We start from the raw sequence: 17,971 nt of genomic DNA, 5'->3' as shown, positions 1-17,971 counted from the left end.
TCCGGTGGCCTCACAGCGTACGCCGCCGGCCGTGGCGGGCGAGGGGGAACAGCCGTGCCGGCACGCCACTGGCAGGGGGCGTGACCGGCACGGCACCGTGTTCCCGCAGAGGCACCCGGCGGGGTCGGCCCACCGGCGAGATTGCCACGGCGCCCTCGCCCGCGGCAGCTCTCCGCCCGCCACGCCCCGCCCCCGTCCCCCAATGCGCCCCCTGTACGCCCCCGCACGCCGTCCCGCGCCGGGGTGAGCCGTCGCGCGCCGGGGGTGGGCCGGGGTGGGCCGGCAGGCAAGCGGCCCTGTCCGACCGCCGCGCCCGTGAGGCGAAGGCATCAGCGCAGGCCCACCCGCGGACGCTCCGGCCGCAGACCGGAGAGCGCCGCTGACCTGCGGAATCGCCCCGGGCAAGCCGCCGATCGACGGGAGCCGCGTCGAACGCCGTACGGAACGGTCACCCGTCCCACCCACCACGTGCCCGGGTCGGCCCGCAGGTGCCCGGCGAAGGGCTCACAGGTGCCCGGCGCGGGGCTCGCGGGGCACGGTCGCCGCGGGGATCGTGCGCGCGTCCGCCGGTCGGTGCCGGGCGCGGGGACGCGTGGTGGGCGTGCGGGCGTTACGCGGGGTCCGTCGGGGGCTGGGGGCGGCGGCGGGCGTGGTGGCGGGCGACCCGGGCCCGGTTGCCGCAGGACGGCTTGCACCACTCCTGACGTGCGTGCTGCTTCACGAAGTACCGGACGCAGCGCGGCGCCGGGCACGCCTTGAGCCGGGCCCGGTCCGGCCCCGCGAGGAAGGCGATCGCGGCGCGGGCCAGCGCGGCGGCGAGCCGGTCGGCGGGACCGGGACCGCCGGGCACGGCGTACCGCGCGGCGGGCGGCCCGTCCTGCGGCCAGTCCAGGCGCGGGACGACCGGCACCAGCGCCGCCGCCGCGTTGAGCCGTTCCAGCGCCGCGCCCGCGTCGGGCAGCCGCCCGGCGTCCGCCGAACTCGGCTCCCCCGGCAGCACGGCCCGCGCGAAGAGCGCCCGTATCGCCGTACGGACCTCGACGACCGCCGCCAGAGATGCCGCGTCCGCCCGGAAGTCGCGGAATTCGCGCAGGTCATGGACCTCGCGCAGGTCGTGGACCTCGTGAAGCTCGCCCGGGCCGTCGGACCCGCCGCGCCCGCGAGCACCGGACGCCGCTCCCCCGGACCGCGGCGCGTCAGCGCGTTGCCGCACCCACCGCGTCAACCCCTCCGGCTCCGCGAGGTCGTCGGCGATCCCGCCCTGCCCGTCGTGCCGGATCGTGACAGCCAGGGCGAGCGCGAGGTCGAGCGGAACGTCCCGCGGAAGAAGATCAGCTTGCATGCGTTAATGGTATCGTCGGTGAACACCATTAACACCGAGGGGGTATACGTGTCCGACCTGCGTGAACTGCTGCGCGGACTCAAGGTGTTCTCGGGCGATCTACCGGTCTTCGACACCTCGCGTCTGCCGGCCGATCCGCACGAACTCTTCGTCGACTGGCTGCTCGCCGCCGTACGCGACGGCGTCACCGAACCGCACGCCATGACGCTCTCCACCGCCGGCCCGGACGGTGACCCGACCGCCCGCGTACTCATCCTCAAGAACGTCTCCGCCCAGGGCTGGCAGTTCGCCTCGGACGCGCACAGCCGCAAGGGCCGTGAACTCGCCGCCCGCCCGGCCGCCGCCCTCACCTTCCACTGGCCCCGACTCGCCCGGCAGGTACGGGTCCTGGGCAGCGCCGAGCCCGCCACCGCGGAGGAGTCCGCCGAGGACTTCCTGGCCCGCTCCCCCGGCGCCCGCGCCGAAACCCTGCTGGGCCGGCAGAGCACCCCGCTGCCGAACACCGCCACCCGCGACGAGGCCGTGCGCGCCGCCGAGGCCCGTATCGCCGACGACCCCGGCCTGGTCGCCCCCGGCTGGACCCTGTACTCCCTGCGCGCCCACACCGTCGAGTTCTGGCAGGGCGACGCCGAACGCCGCCACACCCGCGTCGAGTACCGCCGTACGGACGGCGGTTGGGACCGGGGGCTGCTGTGGCCGTGACCCGACCCGTCTTCGCCCCCGCCGACCTCCAGGCGCGGCTGGCCACCGGACAGACCCGGCTGCGCGGCCTGCTGACCGGGCTCACCGAGGACGCGGTCCGCGAGCCGAGCGCTCTGCCCGGCTGGACCCGCGGCCATGTCCTCACCCACATCGAGGGCGTCGGCCTGGCCCTGGCCCGGCAGGCGCGTTACGCCCTGCGGGGCAGGCTGATCGACGTGTACGACGGCGGCCGTCCGGCACGTGACGCGGCGATCGAGGCGGGCCGCGGGCGTTCCGCCCAGGTGCTGACCGTGGCGCTCGACAACGCCCTGGACGAGGTCGAGGCGTCCTGGTCGGCAGTCGGGCCCGACGACTGGACGCGCCCGGTGCGCTACCGCGACAGCACCCTGCTGGACGCGGGCCTGGCCTGGTGGCGGGAGTTGGAGATCCACACGGCGGACGCCCGGCTGGGCCCCGGCACCGACGACTGGTCGCAGGAGTTCTGTACGTACGTGGTGGACTATCTGGCGCCGCGCGTGCCGGACGGAGTCCACCTGACGCTCACCGCGACGGACGGTCCGTGGACGTGGACGCGCGGCGCGGGCCCTGGCGCGCCGATCGCCGTCGAGGGCCGACTGACCGATCTGGCGGCCTGGTTGGCCGGGCGGCACCCCACCACGGCGCTGACCGGCGGACCGCTTCCGAGGCTGGGCAACTGGCCCTGACGGCGGGCCCGGACGGCCGATTGCCGACCGTCCGGACGACGCACCCGACGAACGGCCGCCGCCGGCCCGGGAATTCCGGGGCCGGCGGCGGCCGTGTCCGTACTGGGGTGCTGGAGAGATCGGGGCCTCAGGTGAGGTCGAACTCGCCGTCCCGCGCGCCGAGAACGAAGGCACGCCACTCGGCGGGGGTGAAGATCAGCGCGGGCCCGTCCGGGCTCCGCCCGTCCCGCATGGCGATATAGCCCTCGACGAAGGCGATCTGTACGTCGCCGGTGCCCTGGCTGCTGGACAGCCACTCCGCACCCGTCAGATCGACCTGCGGCTTCTTCCCGTTGGCCAACGGCTGTCCGGTGGTGCTTTCGGCCACGTCCGCTCTCCTCCCACGTCGTCTTCGTCCGCCAGCTTATCGGCCGCGAGGAAACGCGGCGCAATTTGCGCAAATCCCGCCCATGACGTCGCCCGTTCGGGTAAAGCGTGGTCCGCGCGCGCGGCCAACTCCCTTACGGCATCGGCCCGATGCCCGCCCGCGCGAGGCGCCGGCCGACGCGGCGAGCGGGTGCGCGCCGACACCGGGTACGTACGCCGGCGTCCTCCCCGGGCGGCGGCGCGGGCGCGCCGACGTTCGGGGCCGGGGGGACGCTCAGGCGGGAGCCTCGGCCCGCCGGGCGAGTTCGACGTGGGCGGGGTGGCGCCAACCTGGGGGCAGAGGGGCGGCGCGGGCCCGTCACGAACGTTAGACCCTCTCACGTTTGCGAGCCCCACTCTACGAGTGAGACCCCCTCACTGCCGCGAGACCCACCCCGACCAGTGAGACCCCCTCACCAACGCGAGGCCCGCCCAGTCAGTGAGACCTTCTAACTACCGCGAGACCCGGCCCGATGAGCGAGACCTCCTCACCAACGCGGGGTCCGATCCGACCGGTGAGACCCTCTCGCACTCGCATGACCTTCCCGGCCGGTGAGACCCTCTCGCACTCGCATGACCTGCCCCTTGCGTGAGAGGGTCTCGCGTTCGCGAGGGCGTCCGGGCGGCGTGAGACCCCCTCACGGCCCAAAACGCGACCGCCCGGGTCGACCCGGCGATCCCTCGGCCGCGCGCCCCCGCCTCGCCCGGACCTCCCCACGCGGCCCGCCGCACGCCAGCGGTGACGGTCAGTCAAACGCCGCCCCCGCCCCACCCCGGCCGTCGCCGCACCTGACGCCCAATCAGGACAGCCTCAGCACCCCCGCCACCGCCCCGGCCGCGCCCGCGCCAAATCCCCCAGCACCCGTCCACACCATGACAGACCGCACCCGGCAGGGTGATTCGCGATCCGTCCGGGTGAACAAGCCGTTTCTGTCAGCCGGTTCGAGCCCGGAACGTGCCATGAAAGAGGGGACAGGCACCACTTTCCGGAAAGAAGGCCGCAATGAACTCAGCGCTCGCCAGGCACCGCATCACCGCCACCCTCGCCGGTCTGATGATCGCCGGCTCGGGTCTGCTCGTCGCGACCCCCGCGACGGCGGCGGTGTCGGGCCCGGCACCCGTCCCGGCCCCGGCCGCGGCGACCAACCCCGACACGGCCACCGACCCCGGACCGGCGATCCAGCCGGACCTGGCCGCCACCGAGCCGCAGGGCAAGGTGGTCTCGAAGGTCTCGCTGTACATCCGTGAGTTCCCCCGGACGAACTCCACCATCCTCGGCTCCCTCCCGCCCGGCGCAGTGGTCTACCTGCACTGCAAGGTCACCAGCGAGAACGTCGACGGCAACAACCTCTGGTACAAGCTCGGCGACGGCCGCCCGGGCTACGTGGCGGCCCGTTACGTGCAGAACCTCTCGTTCGTGCCGTGGTGCAACTGACACCACACGGTTCGCCCCCGGCCGGGAATCCGGTCGGGGGCGTCCCCGCGATGTCGGGCGGGTGAACTGCGGGCGAACAGTGAATCCCCGGCCTTTTCGCAGGTGGGTGGGGGTGCGGTGGGGTGCTTAGCATGAGCGGCGCCGACGTTCCACCGTACCGAGACCCGGAGGCCCGGTGTCCGCAGAACCCGTATCCGCACCCGGTCCCGTGCCCGAACCGGGAGCCGAATCCGTACCCCCGCCCGAACCCCCGCCCGAACCCCCGGCCGCGGCGCCGGACGACGCCGCACCTGACCCCGAGGCCGAACCCCTGCCGCCCGCACCCGCCACCGCGGCGCCCGGCTCCGTAAACAAAGCCCCCACGCCCCGCCCCCGCCGCCGCACCTGGCAGGTGGCCGCCGCCGGAATCGCCGTCGCCGCCGCGCTCACCGGCGCCGTACTCACCGCGGGCGACGACCACACCCCGGCCGGAGCCGCGCGCTCGGACGCCAAGCACGGCACGGACGCCGAGCACCCGGCCCGGCCCGCCGCCGACGGCCTCCCGCACACCGCCGTCGACACCTCCCCCAGCACCTGCGGCCGCGGCTGGACCGGCCCGAAGGCCGGCCTACAGGTCTTCGACCTGCGCAACTCCGCCGCCACCGCCACCGAGGTCTATCTGACCGACCCCCGTACCGGAATGATCTACGGCGAGGTGGAGGGCCTGGCGCCCGGCGTCACCCGGCCGATGACCGTCAACCTGGGCAGCGGCTCGTACGCCTTCAAGTGCCTCCAGGAGGACACCGACGCCGTGACCGGCCCGACCGTGGTCGTCCCCGGCAGCCGGCCGCAGGGCCCGGCGACGCTCCCGGTCACCCAGCACGACCTGATCCCGCCGACCCTGGCCTACCAGCGGTGGATCGCCGCACGGATGGCCGAACTCGCCCACGGCACAGCCGTGTTGAAGGCGGACATCGACCGCGGCGACCTCCCCGCCGCCCGCCGCGACTGGCTCACCGCGCACCTGGTCTACGAACGGATGGGCGCGGCCTACGACACCTTCGGCGACGCGGACGGCGAGATCAACGGCACCGCGGCCCGTACCCCGGGCGCCCTCGCGGACCCCGACTTCACCGGCTTCCACCGGATCGAGTACGGGCTGTGGCACGGCGCCCCGGCTGCCTCGCTGCGCGCCCCGGCCGCCCGGCTCGACCGGGCCGTGGCCGCGCTGCGTACCGACTGGGCCGACCAGCGGATGGACCCGGCCGCGCTGGGCCTGCGGGCGCACGAGATCGTCGAGAACGCCGAGCAGTTCGAGCTGACCGGCCGCACGGACTACGGCAGCGGTACGAATCTGGCCACCGCCCGCGCCAACCTCGACGGCGCCCAGCAGCTGCTGGACCGGCTGCACGCGCTGCTCGCCCCGCGCGACCCCGCGCTGCCCGGGCTGAACGCCGCGATGGACCGTGCCCGGGCCGCGCTGGAGGCCGCCCACCACGGCGCCGACTGGACCCCGCTGGAGAAGTTGACACTCCGTCAGCGCGAGGCGATCAACGCCGACTTCGGCGATCTTCTCGAACAGCTCTCCCCGGTGGCGGCGATCTTCGACGTACGGAGGACGGCATGACCGGCACCCACCGGCCGACAGGCGCGGACGACACGCGATCGACGGGCACGGGCGTGGGCACGGGTACGGGCGGCGACCTGCGCCGACGCGGCTTCCTCCGCGGCGCGGCACTCGGCGTCGGAACAGTCGGAACGGTCGGCGCCGTCAGCGCAGCCGGCGCCGTCGGCGCGGTGGCCGGTGGCGCCGCCGCCCTCACCGTGACGAGCGCAACCGCCACCCCGGCCACCGCCACCCCCGCCGACGCGGCCCCCGCCAACGCCGCGCCCGCCCCGGAAACCCCCACCCGCCCCGACTTCCACGGCCCCCACCAGCCCGGCATCACCCACCCCGTCCAGCGGTCCACCGCCTTCCTCGCCTTCGACGTCACCGCCACCGACCGCCGGGAACTCACCGAGCTGCTGCGCACGGTGACCGAGCGGGCCCGCTTCCTGACCGGCGGCGGCACCCCGGCGCCGCTGGGCATCACCGACTCCCCGTCGGACAGCGGCACCCTCGGCCCGCGCGTGCCCGGCGACGGGCTGACCGTCACGGCCGGGGTCGGCGCCGCCCTCTTCGACGACCGCTTCGGGCTGCGGGACCGCAAGCCGCTGCGGCTGGCCACGATGCCCGCCTTCGCGGACGACGACCTCGATCCGGCCTGGTGCCACGGTGATCTCAGCCTCCAGCTGAGCGCCCCGCACGCCGACACCGTGCTGCACGCGCTGCGCGACATCGCCCGGCACACCCGCGGCGGGATGCAGGTGCGCTGGCGGATGGACGGCTTCACCAGCCCGCCGCGGCCGAGCGGCACCCCCCGCAACCACCTGGGCTTCAAGGACGGTACGGCCAACCCGGACGTCGACGACCCGGCGACCGCGGACCGGCTGCTGTGGGTGAACGGCGGCGGTGAGCCGTCGTGGACGGCCGGCGGCTCGTACCAGGTGGTGCGGCTGATCCGGATGCTGGTGGAGTTCTGGGACCGGGTGTCGATCACCGAGCAGGAGCGGATGTTCGGCCGCAGCCGGGACACGGGGGCGCCGCTGGACGGCACGCACGAGTTCGACACGCCGAGATTCGCGCAGGACCCGATGGGCGACGTCATCCCGCTGGACAGCCACATACGGATGGCCAACCCGCGGACGGCGGCCACCGACGACTCCCGCCTCCTGCGCCGCGGCCACAACTACGACCGCGGCATGGACAGCGACGGCAACCTCGACATGGGGCTGATCTTCGTCTGCTACCAGCAGGACATCGAGCGGCAGTTCGCGGCCGTGCAGAAGCGGCTGGCGGGAGAGCCGCTGGTCGACTACGTCTCCCCGTTCGGCGGCGGCTACTTCTTCGCGCTTCCGGGGGTCAGGGACCGCGCGGACTGGCTGGGCAGCGGTCTGCTGGCCTGAAACCACCGCCGGAAGCGCAAAGAACCGGTCAATTCTCGGCCTGGTTTTCCTGACTCGCTGTTCATCCCGGCGCCACCACCGGGCCGTTGGCCTGTCGTGGCCCGCCAGGACGATCGCGTTCGACACCGTGCCCGCATCGACAGCGGCACGGGCACCTCGTCACTCAGCGGAGGCAGAGCAAGCATGAGCACCACAAGCGGTTCCGGCCGGGGAGGAAGGGCGGGCGCGCGCGGGCGGGCCACCCGCTGGGGGGCGTTCGCCGGAGCGGCGGCGCTCGCCCTGCTGAGCGGCGCCGCGTCCGCCCACGCCGACTCCCCCGGCCGCGCCGGGGACGGCGGCGACACCGCGACCCCGATCAAGCACCTGGTCGTCCTCTTCGACGAGAACGTGTCCTTCGACCACTACTTCGGCAGCTACCCGGTGGCGGCGAACACGGACGGCACGCCGTTCACCGCGGCCGCCGGCACGCCGAAGGACGTCGACAACCTCCGCACGGCCGGGCTGCTGACGACCAACCCCAACCAGTACGCGCCCAAGCGCCTCGCCTCGGACCAGGCCGTCACCTGCGACCAGAACCACAACTACGGCCCCGAGCAGTACGCGGCCAACGGCGGCAAGGCCGATCTGTACGTCCAGAACACCGAGACCAGCAAGTGCTCGGGCGGCCTCTTCGGCGAGCCGGGCCTGGTGATGGACTACTACGACGGCAACACGGTGACCGGGCTGTGGAACTACGCCCAGCACTTCACGCTCAACGACAACTCGTACAGCACCACCTACGGCCCCTCCACGCCGGGCGCGCTCAACCTGATCTCGGGGCAGACGCACGGGGTGATCTCGGTCGACCCGGCCTCGGGCACCGAGCACCCGGCGCAGACGGCTACCCCCGACCCGTACGCGGTGCTGTCGCCGGACGCCAAGGGTGTCGGCACGGTGATAAACGACCCCGACCCGGCGTACGACGACTGCTCGGACAACAGTCACACCAGCACCAACGCGCTGGCGGTGATGCAGGGCCGCAACATCGGCGACCTGCTCAACTCCCGTGATGTGAGCTGGGGCTGGTTCCAGGGCGGCTTCACGCCGAGCACCCCGTGGGACGGGCAGCAGGGCCACTACGCGTCCTGCGCGGGCAGCACGCACGCCAACATCGGCGGGGCTGCGGCCGTCGACTACAGCCCGCACCACTCGCCGTTCGAGTACTACAGGTCCACGTCCAACCCGCACCATCTGCCGCCGAAGAACACCGCGGAGATCGGCCACGACGGCCAGGCGAACCACAACTACGACCTGACCGACTTCGACGCGGCCCTGAACGCGGACAGCCTGCCCGCGGTCAGCTTCCTCAAGGCCCCGGAGTACCAGGACGGGCACGCCGCCTACTCCGACCCGACCGACGAGCAGGACTTCCTGATCACGGAGATCAACAAGATCCAGAAGTCGCCGCAGTGGAAGGACACCGCGGTCGTCGTCGCGTACGACGACTCCGACGGCTGGTACGACCACGCCTACGCCGCGCCGCTCAACGGCTCCGCGGACGCCACGGTCGGCTCCAACGGCAAGGCCACCGACGGCCCGGCCTGCCAGGCGGGCCCGAAGGCGGCCGGCGGCTACGCGGACCGCTGCGGCCCCGGCACCCGGCAGCCGCTGCTGGTCATCTCGCCCTACAGCAAGGCCAACGCGGTCGACCACACCCGTACCGAGCAGACCTCGATCACCCGCTTCATCGAGGACAACTGGAACACCGGCCGAATCGGTGACGCGTCCTTCGACGCCCGCGCCAACTCGCTCACCTCGGCCTTCGACTTCCAACACCCGAACGACAAGCAGGTGTTGCTGAAGGCGGACGGCTCGGTCGAGTCGGTCACCACGATCGACCGCGGACAGCCGGCCCCGAGCACGCCGAGCACCTCGGGCGGCACCACGTCGGGCGGTACGGCCACCGGCGGTACGACGTCCGGCGGCACGGCCTCCGCGGGCACCACGGGCGGTACGGCCTCGGGCTCGTCCTCGTCCGGTACGGCCTCCTCCGGTACGGGTGGCAAGTCGCCCGACGGGGCCCTGGCGGCGACCGGCGGCTCCTCCCCGGTGCTCCCGCTGGGCATCACCGGCGCCGCTCTGGTGGCCGGCGGCGGCGCCCTCTACTACGCGCGCCGCCACCGCGGCCGGTCGAACATCTCGGCCTGACCGACCCGGTCGTCCAGACCACTTGACGGACCGTCAAGGGCCGCCCCGGCACCCGCCGGGGCGGTCTTCTTTTGTATCCAATGCGTGACGCACGGAACGTTCCTTGAACGCCCGGGCCCCGACACGAACGACGAGCGTTCATGATCTGAACGCATATCAGGCCCCATCCGCATCACGGCCCTTGCACCGCCCAGGTGCGACGGCGTCGCTCCGGGGTGGGCCGCGCGAACACCCTCAGCGATACCCGCTGGTCACCGCCACCAGTTCAACATCTGTCGCAAGTTACAACCCATTTGCGAGATTTGCGAACACACTTCCGTTTTAGCGAATGTGCTGTGTGCACAACTCTTGACATGGATGAAACAGAGGGAGAAACATCACGGTGTGCATCGGGAGAGCGCTCTCATCCCTCAACGGGAGAGCGCTTACCCGGACTTAGCGCTGTTTCACGGCATCTCGCCGTCCGGTGACCCTTGGACCGGACGGCTACCCCACCCTGCCCCCCACCTGTGGAACCAGGAGAGTTCATGCTCGCTCCCCCCACCGGTACGTCGGCTCCGCTGAGATCAGTGGCGCTGACCGACCGGCGAAAGATAGTCGCGGTGGTCGTCACGGCGCTGTTCGCGTCGCTTCTGCTCTTTGTGCCCTCGCACTCCGCGCAGGCGGCCGGCACCCTGCTCTCGCAGGGCAAGACGGCGACGGCCTCCTCGACCGAGAACGCCGGCACGCCGGCCTCGGCCGCCGTCGACGGCGACAACGGCACCCGCTGGTCCAGCGCCGCCGCCGACCCGCAGTGGCTCCAGGTCGACCTCGGCGCCACCGCCAACATCAGCTCCGTCACCCTGAACTGGGAGGCGGCTTACGCCAAGTCCTTCAAGATCCAGACCTCGGCAGACGCCCAGAACTGGACCGACATCTACTCCACCACGACGGCGACCGGCGGCACGCAGACGCTTTCCGTAAACGGTTCCGGGCGTTATGTCCGGCTGTACGGCACGGTTCGTGCCACCGGATACGGCTACTCGCTGTGGGAGTTCCAGGTCTACGGCGACGCCGGCGGCAGCCAGCCCCCGGCCTCCGGCGTGCTCTCGAAGGGCAAGCCGGCGACGGCCTCCTCGACCGAGAACGCCGGCACGCCGGCCTCGGCCGCGGTCGACGGGGACCCCGGTACCCGTTGGTCCAGCGCCGCCTCCGACCCGCAGTGGATCCAGGTCGACCTCGGCGCCACCGCGAGCATCACCTCCGTCGCCCTGAACTGGGAGGCGGCTTACGCCAAGTCCTTCAAGATCCAGACCTCGGCAGACGCCCAGAACTGGACCGACATCTACTCCACGACCACGGGAGCCGGCGGCAACCAGACCCTGAACGTGACCGGCTCCGGCCGCTACGTCCGGGTGTACGGCACCGTCCGGGCCACGCAGTACGGCTACTCGCTGTGGGAGTTCCAGGTGTCCGGCTCGATCGGTGGCGGCACCGGTCCGACCACGCCGCCCACCACGCCCCCCACCACCCCTCCGACCACGCCCCCCACGGGCCCGATCCAGGGCGGCGGTGACCTCGGCCCCAACGTCAAGGTCTTCGACCCGTCCAGCGCGAACATCCAGGGCCAGCTGGACCAGATCTTCGCCCAGCAGGAGAGCAACCAGTTCGGCAACGCCCGCTACCAGGTGTTCTTCAAGCCCGGTACGTACAACGGCCTCAACGACCAGGTGGGCTTCTACACCTCGGTCTCCGGCCTCGGCAAGAACCCGGACGACGTCCAGATCAACGGTGACATCACCGTGGACGCGGGCTGGTTCGCCGGCAACGCCACGCAGAACTTCTGGCGTTCGGTGGAGAACCTGGCCATCTCGCCGGTGAACGGCACCGACCGGTGGGCGGTCGCGCAGGCGGCTCCCTTCCGTCGGATCCACGTCAAGGGCGGCCTGAACCTGGCGCCCGCGAGCTACGGCTGGGCGAGCGGCGGCTACATCGCCGACAGCAAGATCGACGGCACCGTCGGCCCGTACTCGCAGCAGCAGTGGTACACCCGTGACAGCTCCATCGGTGGCTGGACCAACGGTGTCTGGAACATGGTGTTCTCCGGTGTGCAGGGTGCTCCGGCCCAGGCCTTCCCGGGCCAGCCGTACACCACCCTGGCGACCACGCCCACGTCGAGCGACAAGCCGTACCTGTACCTGGACGGAAACGACTACAAGGTCTTCGTCCCGAGCGTGCGGCACAACGCCAGCGGTGTGGACTGGCCGAACACGCCGGGTACCTCCATCCCGCTGAACCAGTTCTACGTGGCCAAGCCGGGCGTCTCCGCGGCGACCATCAACGCGGCGCTCGCCCAGGGCCTCAACCTGCTGCTCACGCCGGGTGTCTACCACGTGGACCAGGCGATCAACGTGACCCGCGCCAACACCGTCGTCCTCGGTCTCGGCTACGCCACGATCATCCCGGACAACGCGGTGGACGCGGTCAAGGTCTCCGACGTGGACGGTGTGCGGCTGGCCGGCTTCCTGATCGACGCCGGTACCGGCAACACCCCGCAGCTCCTCCAGGTCGGCGCGCCGGGTTCGGCCGCCAGCCACTCCGGCAACCCGACCATCATTCAGGACGTCTTCGCCCGGATCGGCGGCGCGGGCCCGGGTCAGGCCCAGACCGCGTTCGAGATCAACAGCAACGACGTGGTCATCGACCACACGTGGCTGTGGCGCGCGGACCACGGCGCGGGTGCGGGCTGGACCTCCAACCCGTCCGCGATCGGTCTGAAGGTCAACGGCAACAACGTGCTGACCACCGGTCTGTTCGTCGAGCACTTCCAGAAGTACAACGTGGAGTGGTCGGGTCAGAACGGCAAGACCATCTTCTTCCAGAACGAGCTGCCGTACGACCCGCCGAACCAGGCCGCCATCCAGAACGGGAACACCCGTGGATACGCCGCCTACAAGGTGGACGACAACGTCACCACCCACGAGGGCTGGGGACTGGGCAGTTACTGCAACTTCACCGCGGACCCGTCGATCATCGCTGATCACGGATTCGAGGCGCCGGCCAACGCCGGTGTGAAGTTCCACGACCTGCTCGTCGTGTCGCTCGGCGGCATGGGTCAATACGCCCATGTGATCAACAACATCGGTCCGGGGACTTCGGGCACCTCCACGGTGCCGTCGACGGTGACCTCGTACCCGTAAAGCCGCTGTCCTTCTGAAGCGGTCGCAGTGAAGTGAGGGCCGCCGCCCTGTTGTCCGGGGCGGCGGCCCTCTCCTGCGTTCTCCTGCGTTCCGCGAGGGTGCTTTCGGGGATCAGAAGTTCGGGATCGTACTTAATCAATGGAGTTGCGAGCTTCTTCAGGCACTCGACAAGACAGGTTCAGGCACAACAAAGCCGCCATGTCTGCAATTTGCCTTGACCTCAGCGCAACTCAAGCACAATTCTCGGGGGGCCGGGCCGCGCGCGGGGCCGCCATCCGTTCGCGCGCCGCCTTCCGGCCGTACTGCCGCACCGCAGCACTTCCCAGGGCTCCATCCCCCCAGGCGCGAGCGGTCCCCGCCGCCCGCCGAACCCGAACGGAGTGGCCATGAGACGACGACGCCGCCCCCTGCTGGCGAGCGTGGTGGCCGTCGCGGTCGCCGCGCTGACCGCCTTCACCACCGGCACCCTGCCCGCCCCGGCCGCCACGACGGCCGCCCCCAAGGCGTGGATGAACGCCGCGGACACCCCGGCGCAGCGCGCCGACGCACTGCTGGCGCAGATGACCAACGCCGAGAAGATCACGATGATGCACGGCGGCGCGCAGTGCGCGTGGGGCGCCTGCGTGGACGCCAACACCCGCCTGGGCATTCCCCAGTTGCGGCTTCAGGACGGCCCGGCGGGCGTCGCCGACGGCGCGGGCGGGGTCACCCAGCTCCCGGCCCCGGTGGCCGCCGCCGCGTCCTGGGACCGTGACCTGGCGAAGAGTTACGGCCAGGTGATCGGCAACGAGGAGTGGGGCAAGGGCGCCAATGTGGTGCTCGGCCCGACGATCAACATCGTCCGTGACCCGCGCTGGGGCCGCGCCTTCGAATCGCTCGGCGAGGACCCGTACCTGGCCGGTGAGTTGGGCGCCGCCGACATCCAGGGCATCCAGAGCCAGGGCCCGATGGCCCAGGTGAAGCACTACGCGGACTACAACCAGGAGACCAACCGCAACAACGCGCAGGACAACGTCATCCTGTCCGAGCGCGCCCAGCGGGAGATCTATCTGCCGGCCTTCGAGGCGGCGGTCAAACAGGGCCAGGCGTACTCGGTGATGTGCTCCTACGCCTCGGTCGCGGGCACCTACGCCTGCGAGAACGCCCGGTTGATCCAGCAGGTGCTCGAAGGCGACCTGGGCTTCACCGGGTTCGTCACCTCCGACTGGGGAGGCACGCACTCCACGGTCGCGTCGGCCAACGCCGGTCTCGACCAGGAGATGAACGGCAGCGACTTCTACGGCACGGCGCTGACCAACGCGGTCAACAGCGGCCAGGTCTCGCAGGCCAACCTCGACGGGCATGTCCGCCGTATCCTCACCGCGATGTTCGCCTCGGGTCTGTTCGACACCACGCAGACCGGCACCATCACCACCCCGGTCACCACGGACGCGCACAAGGCCACCGCCCGGCAGGTCGCCGAGGAGGGCAGCGTCCTGCTGAAGAACGCGAGTTCGGCGCTGCCGCTGGGCTCGGCGAACAAGAAGATCGCGGTCATCGGCGACGACGCGGGCCCCAACGCCCTGTCCGCGGGCGGCGGCAGCGCCCACGTCGGCTCCTCCTCGGTCGTGACGCCCTACTCCGCGATCACCACCCGTGCGGGCGGCGGCGCCTCGGTCACCTACGCGCAGGGGTACGCCTCCCCCGGCGGCGAGATAGTCGACAGCCCGTATCTGACGCCCTCCCAGGGCAGCGGGCACGGTCTGTACGGGCAGTTCTACAACGGCACCTCGCTCGGCGGCTCCCCGATCGCCTCCGGGGTGGACCCGACGCTCAACTTCCTGTGGGGCGGCGCCTCGCCGAAGAGCGGGGTCCCCGCGACCGGCTGGTCCGCGAAGTGGACCGGCACCCTGACCCCGCCGAGCACGGGAACGTACACCTTCGCGCTGAGCAGTGACGACGGCAGCCGTCTCTACATCAACGGCCAGCAGGTCATCGGGAACTGGGCCAACCAGCCGACGACCACCAAGACCGGCACGGTGTCCCTGACGGCCAATCAGCCGGTGAGCATCGAGGTGGACTACTTCCAGGACGGCGGCGGCAGCGAACTCGAACTCGGCTGGCAGATCCCCAACCAGGACCTGCACGGCCAGGCGGTGACGGCCGCCCGTAACGCCGACACCGCGATCGTCTTCGTCAACAAGTCCGAGGGCGAGGGCGCCGACCTCGGCGACATCAGCCTCTCGGGCGACCAGAACCAGCTGGTCTCCGACGTGGCCGCGGTCAACCCCAACACGATCGTGGTGATCAACAGCGGCTCGGCCATCGCGCTGCCGTGGGCCGACGCGGTCCGGGGCATCGTGGAGAACTGGTACCCCGGCCAGGAGGACGGCAACGCCATCGCGGCCCTGCTCTACGGCGACGTCAACTTCTCCGGCAAACTCCCCGTCACCTTCCCCGTCTCCCTGAACGACGTCCCCGCCCACACCACCGCGCAGTGGCCGGGCCAGAACGGGACCGTGCAGTACAGCGAGGGCCTCAACGTCGGCTACCGCTGGTACGACTCGCAGAACAAGACCCCGCTCTACCCCTTCGGATTCGGCCTGTCCTACACGACCTTCGCCTACTCCGGACTGACCGTCTCCGCACCGGACGCGTCCGGTAACGTCACGGTCGCCTTCGACGTCAAGAACACCGGCAGCAGGGCCGGCGCCGAGGTCCCGCAGGTCTACGTCGGCCAGCCCACCTCCGCCGGCGAACCGCCCAAGAACCTGCGCGGCTTCCAGCGCGTCAGCCTCAACGCGGGCCAGACGCAGCACGTCACCGTCACGCTCAACGCCCGCAGCTTCCAGTTCTGGAACAACGGCTGGACCAACGCCGCCGGCACCAACACCATCTACGTCGGCGCCTCCTCCCGCGACATCAAGCTCACCGGCCAGACCACCATCGGCTCCGGCGGCGGCACCACGCCTCCCGGCCAGACGACCGCGATCACCCTGCGCGCCCACGCCAACAACCAGTACGTGACGGCGGAGAACGCGGGCGCCGCCGCGCTGATCGCCAACCGTACGGCCATCGGCCCCTGGGAGACCTTCGACGAGATCGACCTCGGCAACGGCACGGTCGCGCTGCGCGCGCACGCCAACAACAAGTACGTCACCGCGCCGAACAACGGCGCCGGTTCGCTCATCGCGAGCAGTACGAGCGTCGGCGCCGCGGAGACCTTCGACCTGATCCACGACCCGGACGGCGCGGTGACTTTGCGGGCGCACGCGGACAACCAGTACGTGACGGCGGAGAACGCCGGGGCCGCCGCGCTGATCGCCAACCGCACGGCCATCGGCCCCTGGGAGGAGTTCGACCTGATCCAGGACTGAGCCCGAGCCCGCACCGACCGACGACCGCGGCCCCGCCCTCTTCGGCGGGGCCGCGGCCCGTGCCGGGGTCCGCCCTCCGTCCCCCCTCCGGCTCGGAGAACGCCTCCCCGGCTCGGCGGCCGCGCGTTCGGCCGTATCGGATCGACGGCCGTACGCGTCCCGCGCGGGCGGCGAGGAACCGAGCAGGGGCAGGGGCCAGGGGTCAGGCTCCGGCGATGCTTCGGCCCGGCATCGGCTCCGCGAGAGCGGCCCGCCGGGCCGGCGCGCCGAAGGGGTCGGCGAAGTACTGCGTCTCGTGCACCACCTGCCGGTCGGCGAACTCCATGACGCTCACCGAGTACGAAGGCACGCCGTCATAGGTGATGGTGCATTCGCTCACCCACAGGTTCCCGTGGCCGGTGATCCGCCGGACGGTGAAGTGGCGGTCGGCGGGGTGCCCGCCGCGTTGCGCCGAAATCGTCGCGCGCCCCCGGAACCGCTCACCCGACTGCGGATAGTCCAGGATCGCGTCCGTGGCGTAAATGGCGTGCTCGGCTTCGGTGTTCCCGCGTTCCGAGGCCCGCCAGTGCTCCTCGATCGCGGCCCTGGTCCGGGAGTCGGCGTCCATGGCACCACCCTTCCGTAGTGATCACAGCCTAGGCACTGCGGGCCGCTGCCTGCCCGCAGGCAGGCGGACGCGGACTGCCGAGTCCTCGCCTTTGGCCGAATCGGAGCGCGCACCATGACTGCCGAGGACAAGGCCGCGGCGAGCACGACCACCACGGCCGCCGGGCAGGCCCCGGGATTCGAACCCGCTCAGTCCCGGGGATCGAGAACAGCTTCCCCGGCCGCGGGCTTGCGCGCCTCGATCAGGTAGCGGGTCGAGTACGAGACGAACGGGCCCTCGGACTCGATGAGTTCGTGCATGTCGTGCAGCCGCTCGCGGTAGGCGTCGACGGTGAAGCCGGGCACCGTCCAGATCACCTTGCGCAGGAAGTAGACGACCGCGCCGACGTCGTGGAACTCCATCCGCAGCGACTCCGGGCGCAGATCGACCACTTCGAGTCCGGCCGCCGCCGCGCCCGCGCGGGCCCGGTCGGGGTGCCGGGCGTTGCGCGCGGCCCCGGGCTGCGGGCCGAGGAAGAACTCGACCATCTCCACGGCGCTGGCCGGGCCGACGTGCTGGGAGAAGTACGTGCCGCCCGGCCGCAGCACCCGGGCGATCTCCTCCCACCACACCGTCACCGGGTGCCGGCTGGTCACGAGGTCGAAGGCCGCGTCGGCGAAGGGCAGCGGGGGCTCGTCCGGGTCGGCGACGACGACCGCGCCGCGCGGGTGCAGCAGCGCGGTGGCCTTGGCGAGGTTCGGCGGCCAGGACTCGGTGGCGGCCATCAGGGGCGGCAGCGCCGGTACGCCGGCCAGCACCTCGCCGCCGCCGGTCTGGATGTCGAGCGCCGCGCCGGCCCGGGCCAGCCGCTCGCCCATCGCGCGCTGATAGCCCCACGAGGGGCGCTGCTCGGTGGCCCGGCCGTCCAGCCAGGAGAAGTCCCAGCCGTCCACCGACACGGCGTCGGCCTCGGCCACCAGTTCGTCGAAGGAACGTCCCATGATCACAGCCTGGTGGCGGGCGGGGTCCGCGGACAAGCGGGTTTCGCGTACGGGCGCAGGGTCGCGGGCCCCGCGTATCCGGCGGCCCG

12 protein-coding genes are annotated in these 17,971 nt (G+C 71.9%); 8 read left to right on the top strand and 4 right to left on the bottom strand.

Translation table 11 applies throughout. The features are described from left to right. Nucleotides 1–610: 610 nt before the first annotated feature. Nucleotides 611–1,342 carry an ABATE domain-containing protein gene (locus tag OHA30_RS31625; RefSeq protein WP_328917288.1) on the bottom strand — a complete coding sequence of 244 codons (732 nt, stop codon included), beginning with the start codon at nt 1,340–1,342 and terminating at the stop codon, nt 611–613. Between the two features lie 48 nt (nt 1,343–1,390). On the opposite strand from OHA30_RS31625, the gene OHA30_RS31620 reads away from it, so the two are divergent. Beyond that, nucleotides 1,391–2,044 carry a pyridoxine/pyridoxamine 5'-phosphate oxidase gene (locus OHA30_RS31620; RefSeq protein ID WP_328917287.1) on the top strand — a complete coding sequence of 218 codons (654 nt, stop codon included), beginning with the start codon at nt 1,391–1,393 and terminating at the stop codon, nt 2,042–2,044. Next, the gene (locus OHA30_RS31615; RefSeq protein ID WP_328917286.1) at nt 2,041–2,748 is read left to right on the top strand and encodes a maleylpyruvate isomerase family mycothiol-dependent enzyme; all 708 of its coding nucleotides are present in this window, start codon (nt 2,041–2,043) and stop codon (nt 2,746–2,748) included. Before OHA30_RS31620 ends, OHA30_RS31615 begins: the two co-directional genes overlap by 4 nt. Before the next feature lie 127 nt (nt 2,749–2,875). Here OHA30_RS31615 and OHA30_RS31610 read toward each other — a convergent pair whose 3' ends face one another. Beyond that, nucleotides 2,876–3,115, bottom strand: a complete 240-nt coding sequence (locus OHA30_RS31610) for a DUF397 domain-containing protein (protein ID WP_328917285.1) — start codon at nt 3,113–3,115, stop codon at nt 2,876–2,878. A 1,041-nt stretch (nt 3,116–4,156) separates the two neighbouring features. On the opposite strand from OHA30_RS31610, the gene OHA30_RS31605 reads away from it, so the two are divergent. From OHA30_RS31605 to OHA30_RS31580, 6 genes are all read left to right on the top strand, one after another. Further along, nucleotides 4,157–4,588 (top strand): SH3 domain-containing protein, encoded by a 432-nt coding sequence (locus OHA30_RS31605; RefSeq protein ID WP_328917284.1) that lies wholly within the window; start codon nt 4,157–4,159, stop codon nt 4,586–4,588. 208 nt (nt 4,589–4,796) lie between these two features. Next, nucleotides 4,797–6,194 carry an EfeM/EfeO family lipoprotein gene (locus OHA30_RS31600; protein ID WP_328917283.1) on the top strand — a complete coding sequence of 466 codons (1,398 nt, stop codon included), beginning with the start codon at nt 4,797–4,799 and terminating at the stop codon, nt 6,192–6,194. Continuing rightward, a complete protein-coding gene (gene efeB / locus OHA30_RS31595) occupies nt 6,191–7,573 on the top strand; it encodes an iron uptake transporter deferrochelatase/peroxidase subunit (RefSeq protein ID WP_328917282.1) in 1,383 nt (460 codons plus the stop codon). The genes OHA30_RS31600 and efeB overlap by 4 nt, the downstream gene beginning before the upstream one ends. Nucleotides 7,574–7,756: 183 nt before the next feature. Next, on the top strand, nt 7,757–9,760 hold the full coding sequence (locus tag OHA30_RS31590; protein ID WP_328917281.1) for a phospholipase C: 2,004 nt from the start codon (nt 7,757–7,759) through the stop codon (nt 9,758–9,760). A gap of 527 nt (nt 9,761–10,287) precedes the next feature. Continuing rightward, nucleotides 10,288–12,939 carry a discoidin domain-containing protein gene (locus tag OHA30_RS31585; protein WP_328917280.1) on the top strand — a complete coding sequence of 884 codons (2,652 nt, stop codon included), beginning with the start codon at nt 10,288–10,290 and terminating at the stop codon, nt 12,937–12,939. A 386-nt stretch (nt 12,940–13,325) separates the two neighbouring features. Further along, on the top strand, nt 13,326–16,295 hold the full coding sequence (locus tag OHA30_RS31580) for a glycoside hydrolase family 3 C-terminal domain-containing protein (RefSeq protein WP_328917279.1): 2,970 nt from the start codon (nt 13,326–13,328) through the stop codon (nt 16,293–16,295). Nucleotides 16,296–16,497: 202 nt separating this feature from the next. On the opposite strand, the gene OHA30_RS31575 is transcribed toward OHA30_RS31580, so the two are convergent. Further along, entirely contained in the window at nt 16,498–16,902 is a 405-nt protein-coding gene (locus OHA30_RS31575) for a nuclear transport factor 2 family protein (RefSeq protein ID WP_328917278.1), read from the bottom strand. A gap of 188 nt (nt 16,903–17,090) precedes the next feature. Further along, complete coding sequence (locus tag OHA30_RS31570; protein ID WP_328917277.1) at nt 17,091–17,882, bottom strand: class I SAM-dependent methyltransferase; 792 nt, start codon at nt 17,880–17,882, stop codon at nt 17,091–17,093. Nucleotides 17,883–17,971 lie beyond the last annotated feature (89 nt).

Source organism: Streptomyces sp. NBC_00223, from assembly GCF_036199905.1.
GTDB lineage: Bacteria > Actinomycetota > Actinomycetes > Streptomycetales > Streptomycetaceae > Actinacidiphila.
The sequence above is the reverse complement of the archived record's forward strand: the minus strand, read 5'-3'. Positions and strand labels throughout refer to the sequence as shown.